This window comes from Priestia aryabhattai, assembly GCF_023715685.1.
Taxonomy (GTDB): Bacteria; Bacillota; Bacilli; order Bacillales; family Bacillaceae_H; genus Priestia; species Priestia aryabhattai_B.
In genome coordinates this window covers 877416-896240 of sequence record NZ_JAMBOQ010000001.1, presented here as the reverse complement: position 1 = coordinate 896240, position 18825 = coordinate 877416, and the positions used below count along the sequence as shown (strand labels likewise).

Genomic DNA, 18825 nt, shown 5'->3' with positions numbered 1-18825 from the left:
ACATATCTCCTTTTCTTTTTCACACACTAGGTGTAGAAGAGAAAAGGAGTTTTTTGATATGCCTTTATTAAAAAAAGTAGTTGGAGATGTAGAAGTTAGTAAAGATTTACTTTTGCTTTTAATTATAGGCGGTCTTTATGCCTTGGCTATTTCAATTTCCAATTCGTTTGTTAACATTTATCTGTGGAAACAATCAGGCGAATTTTCGGATCTCGCTATTTATAATTTAGCGGTAGTGGTGCTTCAGCCGCTTACGTTTATTTTAGCAGGTAAATGGGCCAAACGAATTGACCGGGTTGTGGTTTTAAGGTTAGGTGTATCTTTTTTAGCTGTTTTTTATATCGCTGTATTAATCAGTGGAGCTAACGCAGCCGAGTATTTAGTATTGCTTGGTGGACTGCTGGGTATAGGATATGGCTTTTATTGGCTAGCTTTTAATGTGCTAACTTTTGAAATTACAGAACCTGATACAAGAGACTTTTTTAACGGATTTTTAGGAATCTTAAACTCTTTTGCAGGGATGATTGGTCCTTTAGGAGCGGGCTTCGTTATTTCCGCTTTGTATGAATCACTTGGGTATAAAATTGTCTTTGGTGTATCTCTGCTATTATTTATTGGGGCCGTTGTGCTTAGTTTTTTTATTACAAGACGTGCAGCGGAAGGAGTATACAAATTTAAAGAAGTATGGGCTGAACGAAAAGTCAATAAAGATTGGAATCGAATATTGCAAGCTCATTTCTTCCAAGGGTTGCGTGAAGGTACGTTCATTTTTGTTGTATCCGTCATGGTGTTTATTACGACGGGAAGTGAATTAGCTTTAGGGACATATGGACTGGTGAATTCAGCGGTTGCGTTTGTAGGATACTATGTAGCCTCAAGATTTATTAAGCAAAAAAATCGCCTTCGATTTATTTTCACAGGGGGACTCCTTCTCTATGGAGCAGTCTTTTTGCTTATCTTTAACTTATCGTATCCAAAGTTAATTATATATGCTGTTTGTATTGCCATTGCCTATCCTATTTTGTTGGTTCCATTCATTTCTCTAACGTACGATGTGATTGGACGAGCAAAAGACGTTGTTTCAAAAAGAATCGAATACATTGTTGTCAGAGAAGTATTTCTGAATATTGGACGCGTCGTTTCCATCTCTTTATTTTTAATAGCTGTACTGTTTTTTGATGAAGCAAAAAGTATTCCCATTTTATTAGCTATTGTTGGAGCAGGGCATACAATCATTTACTTTTGTGTGAGACATATTTCACAGCCTCTACACAAAAAAGAAACTACGGTTACTCCCCCAGTATTAAATGAAGGAGACGGAGAATCTCCAGCTTAGAGTGTTGTCAGCTCCTTCATTTGTACTATGGAAAATGTCTCGCTTTTCTTTTAGAATAAATACGTTGCGTAAATAGGCACCTGCCAGGTGTCTATTTATTTGCTAAATGTCTGATTTTATGGTGTTATGGTATATATGTTTTATAAAGTGTAGGTGTTGGTATGAAAAAGAAAAAAAGAAGAAAAAGTCACGTGCCTTTTCGTGTGAACTTACTTTTCTTGACCGTATTTGCCCTATTTTCCGTATTAATTTTGCGGTTGGGACTTGTTCAAATTGTGTACGGTGAGAATTACGAACGAGAAGTCGAAAAAACACAGGACGTTACAGTCAGTACGCCTGTTCCCCGAGGGAAAATGTACGATCGTTATAACCGCGTAATTGTAGATAATACCTCTTTAAATACGATTACATATACTCGTTTTCAAGGAAACACAGCTGAAGAAAGGCTACGCATCGCTAAAAAGTTAGCCACTATGATCGATGTTCCTTACACCACAAATGTGATTGATATTCCAGAAAGTAAAAAGAATAAAGATGCTAAAAATGTGGTAAAAATTACAGAACGCGACATGAAGGATTATTGGATTATGCTTCACCCTAAAAAAGCGGAGCAGAAAATTATGCAAGCTGATCGCAAAAAAGTTCAAGACGGTGAAATGACTGATGACGAACTGTATCAACGTCAGTTGGACCGCATCTCTAAAAAAGATTTAGAAGGTTTAAAAGGTGATTTAGAAGTTCTGGCTATTAAGCGTCAAATGGAGGCAGGTTATTCTAACACGCCACAAATTGTTAAAAGCGGTGTGACAAATGAAGAGTATGCCGTTGTAAGTGAGCATTTAGATGAGCTTCCAGGTGTCGATACAACAACGTATTGGGATCGCTCATACCCAGAAAACAGCACTCTCCGTACTTTGCTTGGAAATGTATCCTCTGCCAACGAGGGACTGCCCAAAGATAAAGTGCAGTATTACTTGTCAAGAGGCTATAGCCGAAATGACCAAGTTGGGACGAGCTATTTAGAGAAGCAATACGAAGCTCAGCTCAGCGGTCAAAAAGAAAAAGTCCAGTATGTAACAGATGATAAAGGAAATCTCCTTGATACACTTCAAGTGTCTAAAGGTGAACGCGGCAGTGATTTGGTATTAACCATTGATATGGAGCTTCAAAAAGCAATAGAAAAACAAATTACGGACCAGCTTTTAGCCAAAAAGCAAATGAAAGGAACGCAATTTTTGGACCGTGCTTTTGTGATTATGATGGATCCTCACACAGGAGAAATCTTAACGATGGCAGGTAAAAAATACACCATTGATAAGAAGACTGGAGTGCCTAAAATAGAAGATTTTGCATTAGGAAATATTTCAACATCTTATACAATGGGTTCTGTTGTAAAAGGAGCGACGGTTCTAGCTGGCTTAGATTCAGGAGCTATTAAGCCAAATACAGTGTTAGTCGATGAACCGTTAAAAATTAAAGGAACACCCGTTAAAAAATCAGCTGAGGCTGAAGGATTAGGACCATTAACGTATTCATCAGCGTTAAAATATTCATCCAACGTATTTATGTTTAAAACGGTAATGGCTATGGCTGGATTACAGTACCATAAGAACATGACTTTACCGATTAAACCTGATACATTCAGCGAACTGCGTTCTTACTACAGTCAGTTCGGCTTAGGCGTATCAACAGGCATAGACCTTGATAACGAATCGACAGGTGTCCAAGGCGGAAGCGATATTCCAGGTACGGCGCTTGATTTAGGAATTGGTCAGTATGATACGTACACGCCGCTGCAGCTTGTTCAATATACTTCTGCAATAGCTAATGGAGGATATCGGATCAAGCCGCAGCTAGTAAAAGAAATCCGAAAACCAACGATTAAAACCGATGAAATTGGCGGTACGCAGCATTCATTTGAACCTGATGTGTTAAATCGTATCACGATGAAAGAAGAATACATTAAAGATGTTCAAAATGGCTTTAAGCGCGTTACGCAAGAACAAGGCGGTACAGGATATGCAGCTTTTCATACAGCGAACTATAATCCTGCTGGTAAATCAGGAACGGCACAAGCCTATGAGAAAAACCCAAGCGGAGGAGATCCGATTAAAGTTAATAATTCAAACTTCGTGGCCTTTGCTCCGGCAAATGATCCTGAAATTGCAGTAGCTGTCGTTGTACCATCGGCATTTGTGCCAAGTGCACCAAATACCATTACAAAAGAGCTTGCTCGTTCTGCGCTCGATACGTATTTTGATTTAAAGAAAAAAGGCGAACAAGAAGTAAAAGATCAAGAAGAGAATCAACAGGCTGTCATTGCAAACGACGCCAATTAAAGCACTGATAAAATCAGTGCTTCTTTTTTTATTAAAAATCTTTACATATATGGTTTTTTATTGAATTTAAGAGTCGTAAGAACTAGTTTTTTACCTAAAAAATACGCAGATAGACCTTCGTTTACAAAAGCTTTACATTGAGTTAAAACACAATTAATAGTCGACTATTATTCTGTAAGTGTAAGGGTTAATAGGAAATGATAAAAATAAGGAGAAGCGTTTTGGCTTCTCGTATTTACAATGATAGTAAACAATAGATAGTAAACAATAGATATTAAATAGACATAGAGAGACTTTTATTGTGCTCAAAACGGTTAAAGACGATGAAGGAGGATTATCCAATGGCAATAACAATGGAATTGACTAACAAAGAAAAAGTGAATACTCCGCAAACAAAAGAAATTGTATATAAAACAAAAGGTTTGAATTTATGGTATGGCAACACACATGCCTTAAAAAATATTGATTTAGACATTCATGCTAACGAAGTTACCGCGATCATCGGTCCATCAGGCTGCGGAAAATCAACATATATTAAAACGTTAAATCGTATGGTAGAAATGACCCCAATTGTCCGTACATCAGGTGAAATTGAGTATAGAGGGAAAAATATTTTTGATAAATCGTACCATGTAGAAGAGCTACGGACGCAAGTAGGAATGGTTTTCCAAAAGCCAAATCCGTTCCCGAAATCTATTTATGATAATATTGCGTACGGTCCAAGAATTCATGGCGTTCGCAACAAGAAAAAGCTAGATGAAATTGTTGAAAAAAGTTTACGAGGAGCAGCTATTTGGGACGAAGTTAAAGATCGTTTGAATCAAAATGCGAATGGTTTGTCAGGTGGACAACAGCAGCGTATCTGCATTGCGCGCTGCTTGGCTATTGAACCAGACGTTATTTTAATGGATGAGCCTACTTCTGCACTTGATCCAATTTCAACGTTAAAAGTAGAAGAGTTAGTACAAGAATTAAAGAAAGACTTTAGCATTATTATTGTTACACATAATATGCAGCAAGCGGCACGTATTTCAGATAAAACAGCATTTTTCTTAAATGGAGAAGTGGTAGAGTACGCAGAAACAGATGAAATCTTCTCAATGCCATCTGATAAACGCACAGAAGATTATATTACAGGTCGTTTCGGTTAAGACATACAAGGAGATGGGATGAGTGGTTGTACGCGAAAAGTTTCATGGTGATTTAAAGATATTACGTGAAAAATTATTAGAAATAGGGCGCTTAACGCATGAGGCGCTATCAAAATCAATTGAAGCATTGCAAACAAGCAACGTTGAGCTGGCGCTAGAAATTATCGACGGCGATGCATACGTTGATGATTTAGAAGAAGAAATTAATGACCTAGCTATCTTACTTATTGCAAAGCAACAGCCGGTGGCTATCGATTTAAGACGTATCATTGTGGCAATTAAAATTGCTTCGGATGTTGAGCGTATGGCGGACTTTGCGGTTAACGTAGCAAAATCGGCTATACGAATTGGAAATGAAGAATTAATTAAGCCGTTAGAACATGTGAAGAAAATGCACGATATTTCGATTGAAATGCTGAGTCTTTCGTTAAAAGCTTATCACGAGGAAGATCTTGTGTTAGCTAAAAAAGTAGCGGAAATGGACGATGAAGTGGATGAGCTTTACGGAATAACAATCAAAGAACTTTTAAGTCTTGCTAAGGAAAAGCAGGAGGCCATGAACCAAATTACACAGCTTTTATTTGTAGCCCGCTATTTAGAGCGTATGGCTGATCATACCACTAACGTAGCGGAAAGCGTATTTTACCTTGTGAAAGGCAAGCGCTACGATTTAAATGAATAGTAGCAAAACCTCTTCTAATAAGCGAAGAGGTTTTTTTGTTAGTAAATTACAATCACTATATTAACCTGAATTTTTAACACAAATCGACAAATTGCGTTTATTGTGGCAACTTTTTCTGAATGGTAAGATGTTAATAAGTTTATACGGCACTTGTATGTAGAAAAAACAATCTAAGAAACGAAGTGATAAAACAGTGGCTGCTAATCTTATTCAAAACTTAAATGTGTGCATAGCTACTCAACTTGACTCATCTCGTATTTATGTTCACTGGTCGTTTTCAGAGCATATTCGAGAGATGGTAGAAAGTATGTTTTCGACACGGTGGGAAGAATTGAATCTAGCTATGTGTACGTATGATATAACAGGTCTTCATTTTAACGGCCATGAATCAAACCGCTATTATATGAAGGGCCTTACCCCTAAGCAAGACTTCATGTTTATGAATAGCTTGGAAAGTGAGCGCACGTATGTAATAGATATTGGCATTCAAGATAAAGAAGGAAGTTTTTTTTCCCTTCTTCGTTCGAATCCGGTTTATTTGATGAAAGAAAAACATGAACAAGTGAATGTAACTTCGTTAGGTTGGATGTACGAACCTGTAAAAGTTCACCAAGGTGTTCAAAATGAATTTAGCACATATTCCTTATATTCAAATGACTTGGAGCAGGTGAAGAAGCAATATGAATAGTGATGACTGTATTCTTTTAACCTATATGCATTATCCGTTGCTACATGTAATTCAAGTAGAGAATGAGTATCCGCTGTTTGAACAAGTAACGAACGAATTCATCCCTTTTTTAGATCAAATTGAGTCTAAGAAATTGATAGGTACAACAACCGTGATGTCTTCTGTGTTTTTGAACGTATTAAACGACGAGGAGTTTAACACTCGTTATGCTCAATATTTACACCAGTTTTCAAGCCGGCAGCATCAGAGAGCACTCTCTTTTTTAACAAAGTGGGACGGGAGCCTATTCTCAGCCTGCAAGTATTTCTTTCAGCATAACATGATGGAATGTATTCCTACTACCGTAACGAACGCGTTTGTTTCCATCCTTAAAACCGAACAAACATTAAATCTCCAAATTACAGAAGCAATACGTGTTTTTCAACAGTTTTTTGAAAAAAAGCCCGTCGGTTTTTTTATACAACAAGGAGAATACACTCATCAAATAGATATGCTGCTGAAGTCTCATGAAATTCGCTATACATTTGTGAAGTCATCAACAGATGAACTAAAAAAGTCGCCTGCTGGCATTATCCTGTTTCCATATCCTAAGCAAGGAAAACAAGTTGAGGAAGGAACAATGAATAAAGCGAGCGCTGTTTTGGATTTGAAAGCTAAGGACACGCTTGGCTTTCAGCGAATGCAAGCAGCAAGCGGTACATTTCAATATCCTTTAGATTACGCGAGGGATATACAGTTTCACCAAAACGAAACTCTTGCGCTCTACGGTGCAACAAAAAGCGCCGAATTTGTCAGTGAGAACAATCAATTGTTTATTTCAACCGTACAGAAGTCAGAGGCAATGCTAGATGTTATCGATTCTAAAAATCCTAGCGTGGTGAATGCCATCTACCGACAGTGGCTCCTTTTAAGTAGCAGCGATTGGCTTTATAATTTTGAAAAGGTCAGAGATGAATACGAAAGGCAAGTAAAGCTGTTTGATTTTCTTTGTCACGAAGAGAATCCAATGATGGATAGTGAAAATAGTTTTCTTTCAGGAAGTTCTTTTTTATACCCTATAAAAGAGATAGAGCCGGCGGCTTTATCAGTAAATCAATATAAAGGCGGTCTCTCTATTTTAATGCTTGCATGGGAATTCCCTCCTCTAGTTATCGGAGGACTTGCACGACATGTATTTGATTTATCCAGAGCGTTAGCAAAGGCGGGCCATCACGTTAGTGTATTAACAACGTATGTAGAGGGGCTGCCGGAGTATGAGCGTTTATATGGTGTTCACGTTTACCGAGTTAAAAGCCTGCAGCCTCATCATCCGGATTTTTTGACATGGGTAAACAGTTTGAACGTGGCTATGGCTCTTAGAGGACTGCAGTTAGGTTACAAGTTATCTTTTGACGTTATTCATGCTCATGACTGGCTTGTTGCATCCGCAGCAAAATGTTTAGCGGATAAAACGGATAGACCGCTAATTACAACCATTCATGCGACAGAACATGGGCGCAATAATGGTATTCATAATGACATGCAGCAGAAAATTCACTCGCAAGAAGAGGAGCTGATTCGACAATCAAGCTCAATTATTGTCTGCAGTGACTATATGAAGAAAGAATTAATCACTTTATTTCATGTAGAGCAAGATAAAATCGCTATATTTCCAAATGGAATTGACAAGCAGCTAGTAGTTGACGCAGTCAATGAGCGGTTAAAAGAAAGTTTACAAAAGAAATATAATTTTAGAAAGGCCCCTATTATTTTTTCGATTGGACGAATTGTATATGAAAAAGGATTTCAGCTATTTATTGAAGCAGCGGAAATATTTAAGAAAAAACAAGTAGATGTTCAATTTGTTGTGGCAGGAAAAGGCCCTTTACTTCATGAGTTTCGAAAACAGGTAAGTGAAAAGCAATTAGACAAATACGTGTATTTTATTGGATACATTACCGACAACGAACGAAATCAGCTTCTTCAAACTTGTAAAATGGTTGTTTTTCCAAGTCTATATGAACCTTTTGGGATTGTGGCTTTAGAGGGGATGGTAGCTAAGAAGCCAACTATCGTTGCCGATACAGGAGGTCTAAGCGATATTGTTTCACATTTCGACACGGGCCTGACGTTTGCTCGAGGAGATACGCTCGAATTAATCAACTGTATTGAATTTTTGTTGAAAAATGAAAAAAAGGCTGCGGAAATCAGCGAAAATGGGTATAGAAAAGCAACAACTATGTTTAGCTGGGAAAAAATCGCTATTGATACAAGTAAGCTGTTTCAACATCACATTTGCCAGGATAAAAAAAGGAGGGAGGCAAAAAAGTGAAAGCCATTATACTTGCTGGCGGTAAAGGAACAAGACTGCAGCCCCTGACCTATACTATTCCAAAGCCTATGCTGCCGCTTTATGATAAACCTGTGATGGAATATAGCATTGAACTGCTTAAGAAACATGGAATTACAGAGATTGGGATTACGCTGCAGTATAGGCATGAACAAATTATTGAATACTTTGGGGATGGCTCTCAGTGGGGAGTAATGCTTACTTATTTTATCGAAAAAGAGCCTCTTGGAACAGCGGGTGGAATTAAGCGAGCAGAAGCCTTTATTGAGGAAGACTGTATCATTATTAGTGGAGACGCCTTAACAGAAATTAATCTTCAAGACGTTATTCATTTTCATTATGAACAAAAAAGCGAAATGACCATTGTTACAAAAGAAGTAAACGACGTGCGGGGTTATGGAGTGGTGACGGTAGATGAAGGGCATCGAGTCACCGGGTTTGTAGAGAAACCGACCTACGAACAGGCCAATAGCCGATTGGTTAATACGGGAGTGTATGTGATCAAAAAATCCGTTCTTGATTACGTGAATTCTTATGGTCCTACAGATTTTAGCTTTGACATTATTCCGCTTCTTTTGGAATATAACCATATTGTGTGTAGTTTTGTAACGGAGGATTATTGGATTGATATTGGGCAAATCCACCATTATCGTCAAGCATACTATGATTTGTGGAGCAAGTGGTTTGGCAATAGACAGGAAAGTATTGTCTCAGATGACGCGCTCATAGAAGAAGGGGTGACTGTTTACGATCCTGTTTACGTAGGAGAAAATGTGGTGATTAAAAAAGGTGCTTCTATTGGTCCTTACACGATTATCGGAACCAATAGTATCGTAGAAGCACATGCTGCAATCGATAAAACGATTTTGCTTCAAAACGTAACGGTGGGGGCAGAATCGTTTTTATACAACGCTACGATAGGTCCCTATGTAAATGTTCAAGCAATGACTACGTATGTCCAAGATACAGTAGCTGAAAATCAAGTGCTACCTCAACTTTCTGTAAAACCAGATGTTTCTATCTTCAAAAATGGTCGCCTGTATGTACATTCATCCGTTGATCGAGAAAGACTATATAATGCTTTATTACTTGTATGCAAACATCAAGGGTCGTTCTGTCTAGCAAGCGATGATGAAGCAGAAGCCGTTCAACTTCGCAAAGAATGCTTTTCTTTTTTACGAAGTAAGCATTCAGCTGTGTATGATATTAAAAAAGAAGCTCTTCCTGTGTTTCGATATTACATGATGATTTCACAAACGAGCATTGGTATTTATATTGGTGTTGATACCAAAAACAGCGGCCTATTTTTAGAAATATATGATAAGAAAGGGCAATTAGTTAATCAGCTTATTGAAAAAAAGATTGAGCGGATGTACCTTCAAGCTAAAAAAGCAAACATAACGACTTCTGTTCCACTTAAAGAAACAAGCATACACAATATCCGTGAAGAGTATTCGGATGCTTTAGTGAAATCAATTAATCAGCATGTTTTATTAGAAGACAGTATGCGGATTGGCGTGATTTGTTCGCCGTTTATACAGGAAGTTGTCGAATTATTATGTAAGCGTCTTCGTGTCCATGTTTTGTTTTTAAACAAATGGGAGAAAACAGAAGAAATCAAACGAATGATTAAAAAAAATAAGCTGTCTTTTTGTATTCAGATTAAAGAAGATGGAGAAACATTTGCTCTATATGATGAAAAAGGCTGCAGTGTAAATGATTCAGAAATTATGTCGCTTTATATTTATAGCGTATACATGACAAAAAAAGTAGCATTCGTTCCTATTCCCATACACTATTCATCCACACTAGAAACATTTGCTCAATCTCTCAATCAATCATTTATGAGGACAAAAGCAAAAAAACGTGATTTGCTTAGTCTTTTGGGTCCCGTTCAATTTCAGTTAGATGCAATGTACGCTTTATGTCAGCTGATAGAATTAATCATGGTGCAACAGCGGAGAATTTCTGAAATGATTCAATATGTCCCGCACGCTTATATGAACTGGCGCTATATTTCATGTCCGCTAGAAATTCAAGAACAAGTGATGAAGAAGCTATTAGAAGAAGCAATCGGTAAACAAGTATATGTAATTGATGGCTTGAAAATTTACCACGATCCCCACGAATGGACGCTTATTTTGCCAGATGGTCACTTGCCCGTATTAAATATTTATTCAGAGGCGTTAAACACTCAGACTGCAAAGAAGCTTTCGGCATATTTTGTGGAAAAAATACAGGAGTATCAAAGAGTGTAAATAATGGTTTTTATTTAAAAGAAAGGAAGTACACCTCTCATAAAGAGAATTCTGCTTATTTCAAGAAACTTCATCTATACAAGCGTAGCAGAGAAGGAGCTCAGGCTCTAAGACAAAAGAAAAAGTGAAGAAATAAAATTAAATGACTTTCTTCAAAAAAACAGACTGGCATTTCCTTTCGAAAAATGATATTATATTAAAGTCTGATTTATGTTTATAATGTTTGGAGGGAAAATAGATGCGCGTAAACGTTACATTAGCTTGCACTGAAACTGGTGACCGTAATTACATTACAACTAAAAACAAGCGTAATAACCCAGATCGTCTTGAGTTAAAAAAATACAGCCCAAGACTTAAAAAAGTTACACTTCATCGTGAAACAAAGTAAGCAGTAGGAGTACAATCCTGCTGTTTTTTTTATAGGGGGAATTAAAATGAAATCTCATCTGCGCAAAGAGATGAAGCGCGTTCTTAATTTAATTTCTGAAGAGCAGCACGAGGCACATTCAACGAGCATAGCAAATGCACTGTATGAAACTTATTTATGGAAAGAAGCTAGAGTCGTTGCAGTTACGGTTTCAAGAAATAAAGAAGTTAATACGAAAGCTATCATTGAACGTGCTTGGAAAGATGGAAAGAAAGTAGCTGTTCCAAAGTGCAACCCCACAACATCTCAAATGGTCTTCTACGAGATTACGAATTTTTCACAGCTTGAAACAGTTTACTACGGTTTAGCCGAACCAATTGTTGAAGAAACTGTTCCCGTTTCAAAATCTTCAATTGATTTACTCCTTGTTCCTGGCGTGGTATATAGCAAAAATGGATATCGTATCGGCTATGGTGGCGGCTATTACGACCGTTACTTAACAAACTATACCGGACATAAGCTAAGCCTTGCGTTTGATTGTCAAGTCGTTTCAGAGGTTCCATATGAATCTCACGATGTTCCCGTTGAATATATTTTGACAGAGAAGGAGCTTATTTGCTGTGAATCCGTTTGATATTGTCATGATAATCGTAATATTACTCATGGCAGGAGCAGGCTACATAGCAAAAGCACTGACTGTATCGGGAGCCTGCATGTCTTTTATCGTAGGAGCGAGCGTTTATATCGGTTTTTCGCTTCAAGGTTTTTTACTCTTACTCTTATTTTTTAGCACCTCTACGTTGTGTAGTAAGTACAAAAAAGAAAAAAAACGTGTATTAGAAGAAAAGCTGCAAAAGCACGACAGGCGAGATTATATTCAAGTCCTTGCTAACGGAGGTGTAGCTGCTGCTTGCGGTTTGTTATATGCTGCAACAGCTTTGCCTGTTTGCATGTGGATGTTTATGATCAGTATTTCAGCTGCTAATGCCGACACATGGGCATCTGAAATAGGGTCTCTTAGTAAGAAGCCGCCGTTTTACATTTGGCCGTTAAAGAGAGTAGAAGCGGGTACCTCAGGAGCCGTTTCGCTGTTAGGCACAGTAGCCGGAGCAGCCGGAGCTTTTCTTATTGCTGCCGCTTGTTATTTTGCTTTTCCATCCGTATCGCTGAGTAGTATATTGCTAGTCGGGTGCTTTGGTTTTATTGGCAACGCTATAGACACTCTTCTTGGAGCAAGTGTGCAAGTTCGCTTTCGCTGTCAAAGCTGCGGTATTGAAACGGAACGGAAAGATCATTGTCGTAAATCAACGGTAAAAGAAAAAGGAATAACTTTTTTTAACAATGATGTTGTGAATCTTGCTTCTATTTTGCTTGCTGCTTTTACAGGCGGAATCCTTATACTGCTTTTACCTATATAAGAGCATAAAATGTTCGTCATAGGAGCAAAGTAAACGTAAGGAGGCTTGAAAATGAGACATATTGTATTAGTACTTACGCTTTTAGTCGTTGGAACGCTGGGCTACCAAATGAGATACCGTGTTTTAAATTCGTTGTTTGGAAATTCGTTTATCCGCAGTCTAGCTGTTCGTTCATTTTTTAATTTGCCGTTTGTTCGGGATCGTTTAATGAAGCAGGTCTTCCGCTAAGAGCGAAAGATACATAAAAAACACCTTACGAGCCTGTAAGGTGTTTTTTTGTAGAAAAAGAAAAAGGGAAAATCGTTGCTTTTTTCCTGGCTTTCTGCCATCTTTACATATAGAGAGTATGAGGAGGTGACTATTTGTCTAGGCAAGATTTTTATTATTTGCAGCTGGCACAGCAATTGCTTGGCCATTCTTCATATGAGTTGATTTCGATGAAAGCTGATGCTTCAGAGTTATGGTTTCAATCTCCGCATCGCAAAGACAAGTCAATTGTCCGCATAGTCCGCCGGAATTTCAAATCAGCCGTTGAGCAGCAAAAAGATGTATTATATGCATTACAAAGAGCTGAGAATGTGCGAAAGCAGAGCGGTAAATCAACGCTTACTCTTAACACGATTTACTTTGCGGATTTTGATCCTTTTTATACAGAGCAATCCTTAGAAAGTGCGCCAAGTCCCTCTAAAGTGAATAGCTACGTTGAACAACTAACGGCAGAGAAAGCAAGTGCTTATGAACCTCTATTCGAACAGCTTGGTCTTACATTAGAAAGCGCAGACAATTTCTCTTCCGTAGAAGAAGCCCAGCGAATAGAACAGTGGAAAAATGAAATTGTGCTTTTTGTGCAGAAAAAACAAAGCGAAGAACAACAAATAGCTGGGGATGGAAAACCTATTTTTACATATATATTTTTAGCGCTGCAAATCTTAATGTTTCTATTTCTGGAGTGGAAAAGCAGTACACAAAATACGCTCACTCTGATTCAATACGGAGCTAAATACAACCCCTTAATCATGGAAGGAGAATGGTGGCGTTTTTTTACACCCATGATTTTGCATATAGGACTTCTGCATTTGCTTATGAATAGTGTAGCCTTGTATTACCTAGGAACGCTTGTAGAGAGGATATATGGCAGCGGGCGTTTTGTCTTTATTTATATATTTGCCGGGTTTGCAGGGGCTCTAGGAAGTTTTATATGGAATACGTCTATTTCGGCAGGGGCCTCAGGCGCCATTTTTGGTTGCTTTGGAGCTTTATTGTTTTTAGCAAGAACAAATCCGCGCTTCTTTTTTCGAACAATGGGGTCGAGTTTCATTGTTATCATTGTGATTAACTTGATTTTTGGGTTAGTTGCGCCGAACGTCGATAATGCAGGGCATATTGGAGGCTTGGTTGGCGGATTTTTAGCTGCGAGCATCGTCAGTTTACCGAAACAAAAAAAGCTTTATATTCAAATTCCGGCTTTCATTTGCACGCTCTTATTAGTAGGAAGTCTGCTTTTTTATGGATATCATGAGCGTTCTGTTTATCAAGATGAGCCCTATGCACTCAGCGTAGCCGCTACGTATCTTCAGCAGAAGCAGTATGAAGAAGCAAAGGACGCCATTAAGCTTTTTATTGAAAAAGGGACAAGCAATAGTGACGTATATTTCATCAGTGCTAGTGCTGAATTTTACCTTGAAAATTATAAAGAAGCTAAAAATCAATTGAAGCAAGCTATAAAGTATGATTCAACTTATCATCAAGCTTATTACAAGTTGGCTCTGGTGAATATCAAATTGAATGATATTCAAGCAGCTACAAAAAATATAGATAAAGCAATTGCGCTTGAACCACAAAGTAAAAAATATGAAAAGCTGAAGCGACAGCTACAAAATTAAAACTGTGGAATGACGAATTTAATATTTTATACTTTACTATTGTGAGAACGTTTACTAGAATATTAATATGTAGACCTAGCAGTGGGCGTTAAATACGGCCGCTGTTTATGACTGAATGACTGTTGAGTTATCTCAAAATAAATGAATCATATCACCTAGAAAATAGGATAAAGGTGACAGAATGAATACGTTATATGATGTACAACAATTATTAAAGTCCTTCGGCATTTTTATATACGTGGGCGATCGTACTGCTGATTTAGAGCTGATGGAAGCGGAAGTGAAAGAGTTATATCAGTCTAATTTGATTGATGTACGTGATTATCAAATGGCAATTCTTTTGCTTCGTCGAGAGTTAAAACAACAAAAAGAGAAAAAGGATGAATGAACATGGATGACAAATGGTTAGTTGGAGTTGATTTAGGCGGTACAACAATAAAAATGGCCTTTATTAATCATTATGGAGAAATCATTCACAAGTGGGAAATCAATACGGATGTGAGCGAGCAAGGCCGTAAAATTCCAACGGATATTGCAAAAGCAATTGATAAAAAGTTAAACGATCTTGGAGAAGTAAAGTCAAGGTTAGTGGGAATTGGTATTGGTGCACCGGGGCCTGTCAACTTTGCAAACGGTTCGATTGAAGTAGCTGTCAATTTAGGGTGGGAAAAGTTTCCTATCAAAGATATCTTGGAAGTAGAAACTTCTCTTCCTGTTGTGGTAGACAATGATGCAAACATTGCAGCGATTGGAGAAATGTGGAAAGGTGCTGGAGACGGAGCAAAAGATTTGCTTTGTGTTACGCTTGGCACAGGTGTTGGTGGCGGTGTCATTGCCAACGGTGAAATTGTACAAGGTGTAAATGGAGCAGCTGGTGAGATCGGCCACATCACATCTATTCCTGAAGGCGGAGCGCCATGTAACTGCGGCAAAACCGGCTGTTTAGAAACAATTGCTTCAGCAACTGGAATTGTACGTTTAACAATGGAAGAATTAACGGAAACGGACAAACCAAGTGAGCTTCGTACAGTGTTAGAGCAAAATGGACAAGTCACATCTAAAGATGTATTTGATGCAGCTCGTTCAAAAGACGAGTTAGCTATGCATGTTGTAGACAAAGTTGCCTTTCATTTAGGTCTAGCACTAGCAAACTCTGCTAATGCATTAAACCCTGAGAAGATCGTTCTAGGCGGTGGTGTGTCTCGTGCAGGCGAGGTATTACTTACACCGGTAAGAGATTATTTCAAACGTTTTGCATTTCCTCGCGTAGCGCAAGGTGCTGAACTAGCAATTGCTACTTTAGGAAATGATGCGGGAATTATTGGAGGAGCTTGGTTAGTTAAATCTTATTTTGAATAATAAGCAAGAATCCAACTGAGATAAAAAAGCGCTTTGACTAAATGTCAAAGCGCTTTTTTATCATGTATCTTTTTAATCTTTACATATACATAGTGTAAAGGAGTGAAGATTATGCGAGTTGTAGATATCCAAAAGCCATACGATTACACGCGAACAATAAAAGATATACAAACACTTTTGACGTATTATCCCTATGGTTCTCTTGAATGGATAGGGTGCAGCGTACTTGGAAAGCCGATCCCTCATATTTTAATTGGAAACGGAGAGAGAAAGGTTCATATTAATGCGTCTTTTCATGCTAATGAATGGATTACCACGAATGTTCTTCTACAGTTTATTGAAGATTATTTAGCTGCTCTTCACTATGACCAGGCGTTAAATGGGCAGGATGCAAGAGCTCTTTTTGATCAAATTACGCTTTCTGCGGTTCCGGTTGTTAACCCAGACGGAGTAGATCTGGTCTTAAAAGGTCCTGCTGTAAGTGAACCTTATGCGTCTTTTCTTTCTAAAATAGGGAGAGATTTTCCAGATTTTCAAAGTTGGAAAGCAAATATCCGAGGGGTGGACTTAAACAATCAGTTTCCAGCTTATTGGGAAATCGAAAAAAAGCGTAAAGAACCTAAAGCGCCGCATTATCGAGATTTTCCAGGCTATGAATCTCTCTCTGAACCTGAAGCTCAGGCAATGGTAAAACTCGTTGAGCGTCATGATTTTGATTGTGTGATTGCTTTACATACCCAAGGAGAAGAATTTTATTGGGGGTATATGAATGAAGAGCCGGAGGAAGCAGAGGAAATAGCAAGCTATTTTGAAAGGGTAAGTGGTTATAAAGCAGTTAAAACGATTGATAGTCACGCGGGATTTAAGGATTGGTTTATTTTAGAAAAGAAAAAGCTGGGGTTCACCTTAGAACTGGGGAAAGGAATTAATCCGCTGCCTTTATCTCAAATATCGCGCGTGTATAATCCGACCAGGGCTATTTTAGTTGCGGCAATGGATTATCTATCTATTTAAAAAGCCATGCAAAGCATCTGCTTTGCATGGCTTTTTTAATGATGTACCGCCGGATAGCCGTGATGTATAATGGTCATCACGGTAAACCATCCGAATACACCGAATGTTAGTACCGAAAAACCAATGCCTAATATGTTTTTATTTCTAAAAGATGAAATAGCTGCAAATACGCCTAGCAATGTTGTTAGTGCAAAAATAATCATAAGACCCACTCGAAGGAACCTCCTTTAGGCAACTTAAAATTAAAGCGCTATCATTAGCTTATCCCTTTAATTGTAAAACTTTTCTAACCGTTTGTCGAGATGAAAACCAATCTTTCTTTCGCTTCTTTGGCTTAGAATGGTCCTTACTTTCATTTATAAGATGATGTGTGTATGATAATGCATATAACGGAAATAAATTTTACAAGGAGGACACATTATGAACTATCATCGTATACCGCTAGGACCTATTCAAACGAATTGTTACGTCGTTGCTAACGAAAAAAGAGAATGTTTAATTTTTGATCCGGGAGCTCAGGGAAAACAGCTGGTTGAATTTCTCGAAAAACAAACGTATAAACCATTAGCTATTTTGCTGACACACGCTCATTTCGATCACATTGGAGGAGTAGAGGAGATGAAGAATCACTACTCTATCCCGCTTTATGTACATAAAAACGAAAAAGAATGGCTTCATAATAGTGACTTAAACGGTTCGAAATTTTTTGACTTAGGAGAAATCACAGCTCCAGATGCAACCGATATTATTTCATCCGAAGGCAATTTAACAATCGGTTCATTCCAATTTGAGGTGTATGAAACGCCTGGTCATTCTCCTGGCAGCGTTTCATATTATTTCAAACCGGGTAACTTTGTAGTATCTGGTGACGCGCTTTTTGCAGGCGGCATCGGACGCACAGATTTACCTGGAGGTAATCAAGCTCAGCTGTTAGAAAGCATCGAATCGAAATTGCTGTCCCTTCCAGAAGATACGCTTGTACTAAGCGGTCACGGACCTGAAACAACTGTGGGACACGAAATGGATCAAAATCCTTTTCTAAATGGTTTTTAAGAATACAAAAAGCGATGGAAGCCCATCGCTTTTCTCTTTACTGTCCTGGTGTCATCATAAAAGTTGACCAGTACGTGAACCCCACAAAAAAGACGGTCAAATATGCTCCGAAAACGTAAATGTACATTCTTTCAGACAGCTTTAAATAACTAAGAATTACAAAAAAGCCTGTTTGAGCTAAAAAGAGTAAAGAAGTCTTATGCATGTGACCGAGGTAAAACATTACAGTAAAAATTGCTGTCCAGAACCCCATTACACGGTACATTCTTTCCACGTCCATTTCCTCCTTTATCACACTTAGTTAGTGTCATGATGAATGTCATCGTTGTGTAAGCACTAGAAAGCACTTATGAAACTATATCGATACTTTTCCATTATAATACATCCTTCCTTTCCTGAAAACGCTATCTTTTCCTTGAAATACGACAGAAGAAAAAAGTTATACAAAACGTGTGCGAAATTCTATACAAATGTTATACAAAACATGTACAATATATATAAACAAACTATAACTAAAAAACGGGAGGGTTTCATATGGAAGAAATTAAATTTTATACGTACCCGAGCTGTACATCTTGTCGTAAAACGAAAAAGTGGTTAGTGAAGGAAGATATAAATTTTAAAGAGCGTCATTTATTTAGAGAAACACCTACTCATAAAGAAATGCTTGAACTTCTTTCCATGACAACAGAAGGGATGGATGAACTTCTTGCTAAAAGGAGTCAAGAATATAAAAAGTTAAATGTTGATGTGGACAGCATGACGTTATCAGAAGTAGTCAATCTATTAATTGAGCATCCCCGTTTGCTTCGCCGACCAATTTTAACAGATGGCAAAAAGCTTGTAGTAGGCTATAACGAATCCGCTCTTAAAAATTTAGTCAAGAAAAAAACAAGTCTTGCGTCTCTAGTTGTGTAAGCGTACATGATAAAAAAGCTCAATTTAGTA

Annotated in this window: 19 protein-coding genes; 17 read left to right on the top strand and 2 right to left on the bottom strand. The window is 37.9% G+C overall.

Annotation, left to right across the window (positions count from 1 at the left end):
• Positions 1–58: 58 nt before the first annotated feature.
• The 15 genes from M3225_RS04620 to M3225_RS04550 all read left to right on the top strand — a co-directional run bounded on the left by M3225_RS04620 (position 59) and on the right by M3225_RS04550 (position 16824).
• Positions 59–1336 carry an MFS transporter gene (locus tag M3225_RS04620; RefSeq protein ID WP_050689133.1) on the top strand — a complete coding sequence of 426 codons (1278 nt, stop codon included), beginning with the start codon at positions 59–61 and terminating at the stop codon, positions 1334–1336.
• A 161-nt stretch (positions 1337–1497) separates the two neighbouring features.
• Complete coding sequence (locus M3225_RS04615; protein ID WP_251391398.1) at positions 1498–3675, top strand: peptidoglycan D,D-transpeptidase FtsI family protein; 2178 nt, start codon at positions 1498–1500, stop codon at positions 3673–3675.
• Between the two features lie 353 nt (positions 3676–4028).
• Positions 4029–4826 (top strand): phosphate ABC transporter ATP-binding protein PstB, encoded by a 798-nt coding sequence (pstB, locus tag M3225_RS04610; RefSeq protein WP_374109811.1) that lies wholly within the window; start codon positions 4029–4031, stop codon positions 4824–4826.
• 22 nt (positions 4827–4848) lie between these two features.
• Complete coding sequence (phoU, locus tag M3225_RS04605; RefSeq protein ID WP_045292064.1) at positions 4849–5508, top strand: phosphate signaling complex protein PhoU; 660 nt, start codon at positions 4849–4851, stop codon at positions 5506–5508.
• 193 nt (positions 5509–5701) lie between these two features.
• Positions 5702–6196, top strand: coding sequence for a DUF4912 domain-containing protein (locus tag M3225_RS04600; protein WP_251391394.1), 495 nt, complete (start codon positions 5702–5704; stop codon positions 6194–6196).
• The gene (locus M3225_RS04595) at positions 6189–8507 is read left to right on the top strand and encodes a glycosyltransferase (RefSeq protein ID WP_251391392.1); all 2319 of its coding nucleotides are present in this window, start codon (positions 6189–6191) and stop codon (positions 8505–8507) included. Before M3225_RS04600 ends, M3225_RS04595 begins: the two co-directional genes overlap by 8 nt.
• Complete coding sequence (locus tag M3225_RS04590) at positions 8504–10783, top strand: sugar phosphate nucleotidyltransferase (protein ID WP_251391390.1); 2280 nt, start codon at positions 8504–8506, stop codon at positions 10781–10783. Before M3225_RS04595 ends, M3225_RS04590 begins: the two co-directional genes overlap by 4 nt.
• A 238-nt stretch (positions 10784–11021) precedes the next feature.
• Positions 11022–11171, top strand: a complete 150-nt coding sequence (gene rpmG / locus M3225_RS04585) for a 50S ribosomal protein L33 (protein WP_013059189.1) — start codon at positions 11022–11024, stop codon at positions 11169–11171.
• 46 nt (positions 11172–11217) lie between these two features.
• Complete coding sequence (locus M3225_RS04580) at positions 11218–11784, top strand: 5-formyltetrahydrofolate cyclo-ligase (protein WP_251391388.1); 567 nt, start codon at positions 11218–11220, stop codon at positions 11782–11784.
• Positions 11771–12568, top strand: coding sequence for a DUF92 domain-containing protein (locus M3225_RS04575; RefSeq protein WP_251391386.1), 798 nt, complete (start codon positions 11771–11773; stop codon positions 12566–12568). The genes M3225_RS04580 and M3225_RS04575 overlap by 14 nt, the downstream gene beginning before the upstream one ends.
• 51 nt (positions 12569–12619) lie before the next feature.
• The gene (locus M3225_RS04570; RefSeq protein ID WP_013059186.1) at positions 12620–12796 is read left to right on the top strand and encodes a hypothetical protein; all 177 of its coding nucleotides are present in this window, start codon (positions 12620–12622) and stop codon (positions 12794–12796) included.
• A 134-nt stretch (positions 12797–12930) separates the two neighbouring features.
• A complete protein-coding gene (locus M3225_RS04565) occupies positions 12931–14451 on the top strand; it encodes a rhomboid family intramembrane serine protease (RefSeq protein ID WP_251391385.1) in 1521 nt (506 codons plus the stop codon).
• 181 nt (positions 14452–14632) lie between these two features.
• A complete protein-coding gene (locus M3225_RS04560) occupies positions 14633–14839 on the top strand; it encodes a YqgQ family protein (protein ID WP_028411617.1) in 207 nt (68 codons plus the stop codon).
• Between the two features lie 2 nt (positions 14840–14841).
• Complete coding sequence (locus M3225_RS04555; protein ID WP_251391384.1) at positions 14842–15810, top strand: ROK family glucokinase; 969 nt, start codon at positions 14842–14844, stop codon at positions 15808–15810.
• Positions 15811–15921: 111 nt separating this feature from the next.
• A complete protein-coding gene (locus M3225_RS04550; protein ID WP_251391383.1) occupies positions 15922–16824 on the top strand; it encodes a M14 family metallopeptidase in 903 nt (300 codons plus the stop codon).
• A gap of 35 nt (positions 16825–16859) precedes the next feature.
• Here the strand turns inward: M3225_RS04550 and M3225_RS04545 are convergent, their stop codons facing one another.
• Entirely contained in the window at positions 16860–17036 is a 177-nt protein-coding gene (locus M3225_RS04545; RefSeq protein WP_013059181.1) for a DUF2759 domain-containing protein, read from the bottom strand.
• A 208-nt stretch (positions 17037–17244) separates the two neighbouring features.
• On the opposite strand from M3225_RS04545, the gene M3225_RS04540 reads away from it, so the two are divergent.
• Positions 17245–17877, top strand: a complete 633-nt coding sequence (locus M3225_RS04540; RefSeq protein ID WP_251391382.1) for an MBL fold metallo-hydrolase — start codon at positions 17245–17247, stop codon at positions 17875–17877.
• 37 nt (positions 17878–17914) lie between these two features.
• On the opposite strand, the gene M3225_RS04535 is transcribed toward M3225_RS04540, so the two are convergent.
• Positions 17915–18151, bottom strand: coding sequence for a DUF2626 domain-containing protein (locus M3225_RS04535; protein WP_013059179.1), 237 nt, complete (start codon positions 18149–18151; stop codon positions 17915–17917).
• Between the two features lie 260 nt (positions 18152–18411).
• Here M3225_RS04535 and M3225_RS04530 point away from each other — a divergent pair, with 260 nt between their 5' ends.
• Positions 18412–18795 (top strand): Spx/MgsR family RNA polymerase-binding regulatory protein, encoded by a 384-nt coding sequence (locus tag M3225_RS04530; protein WP_217598386.1) that lies wholly within the window; start codon positions 18412–18414, stop codon positions 18793–18795.
• Positions 18796–18825: the final 30 nt, after the last annotated feature.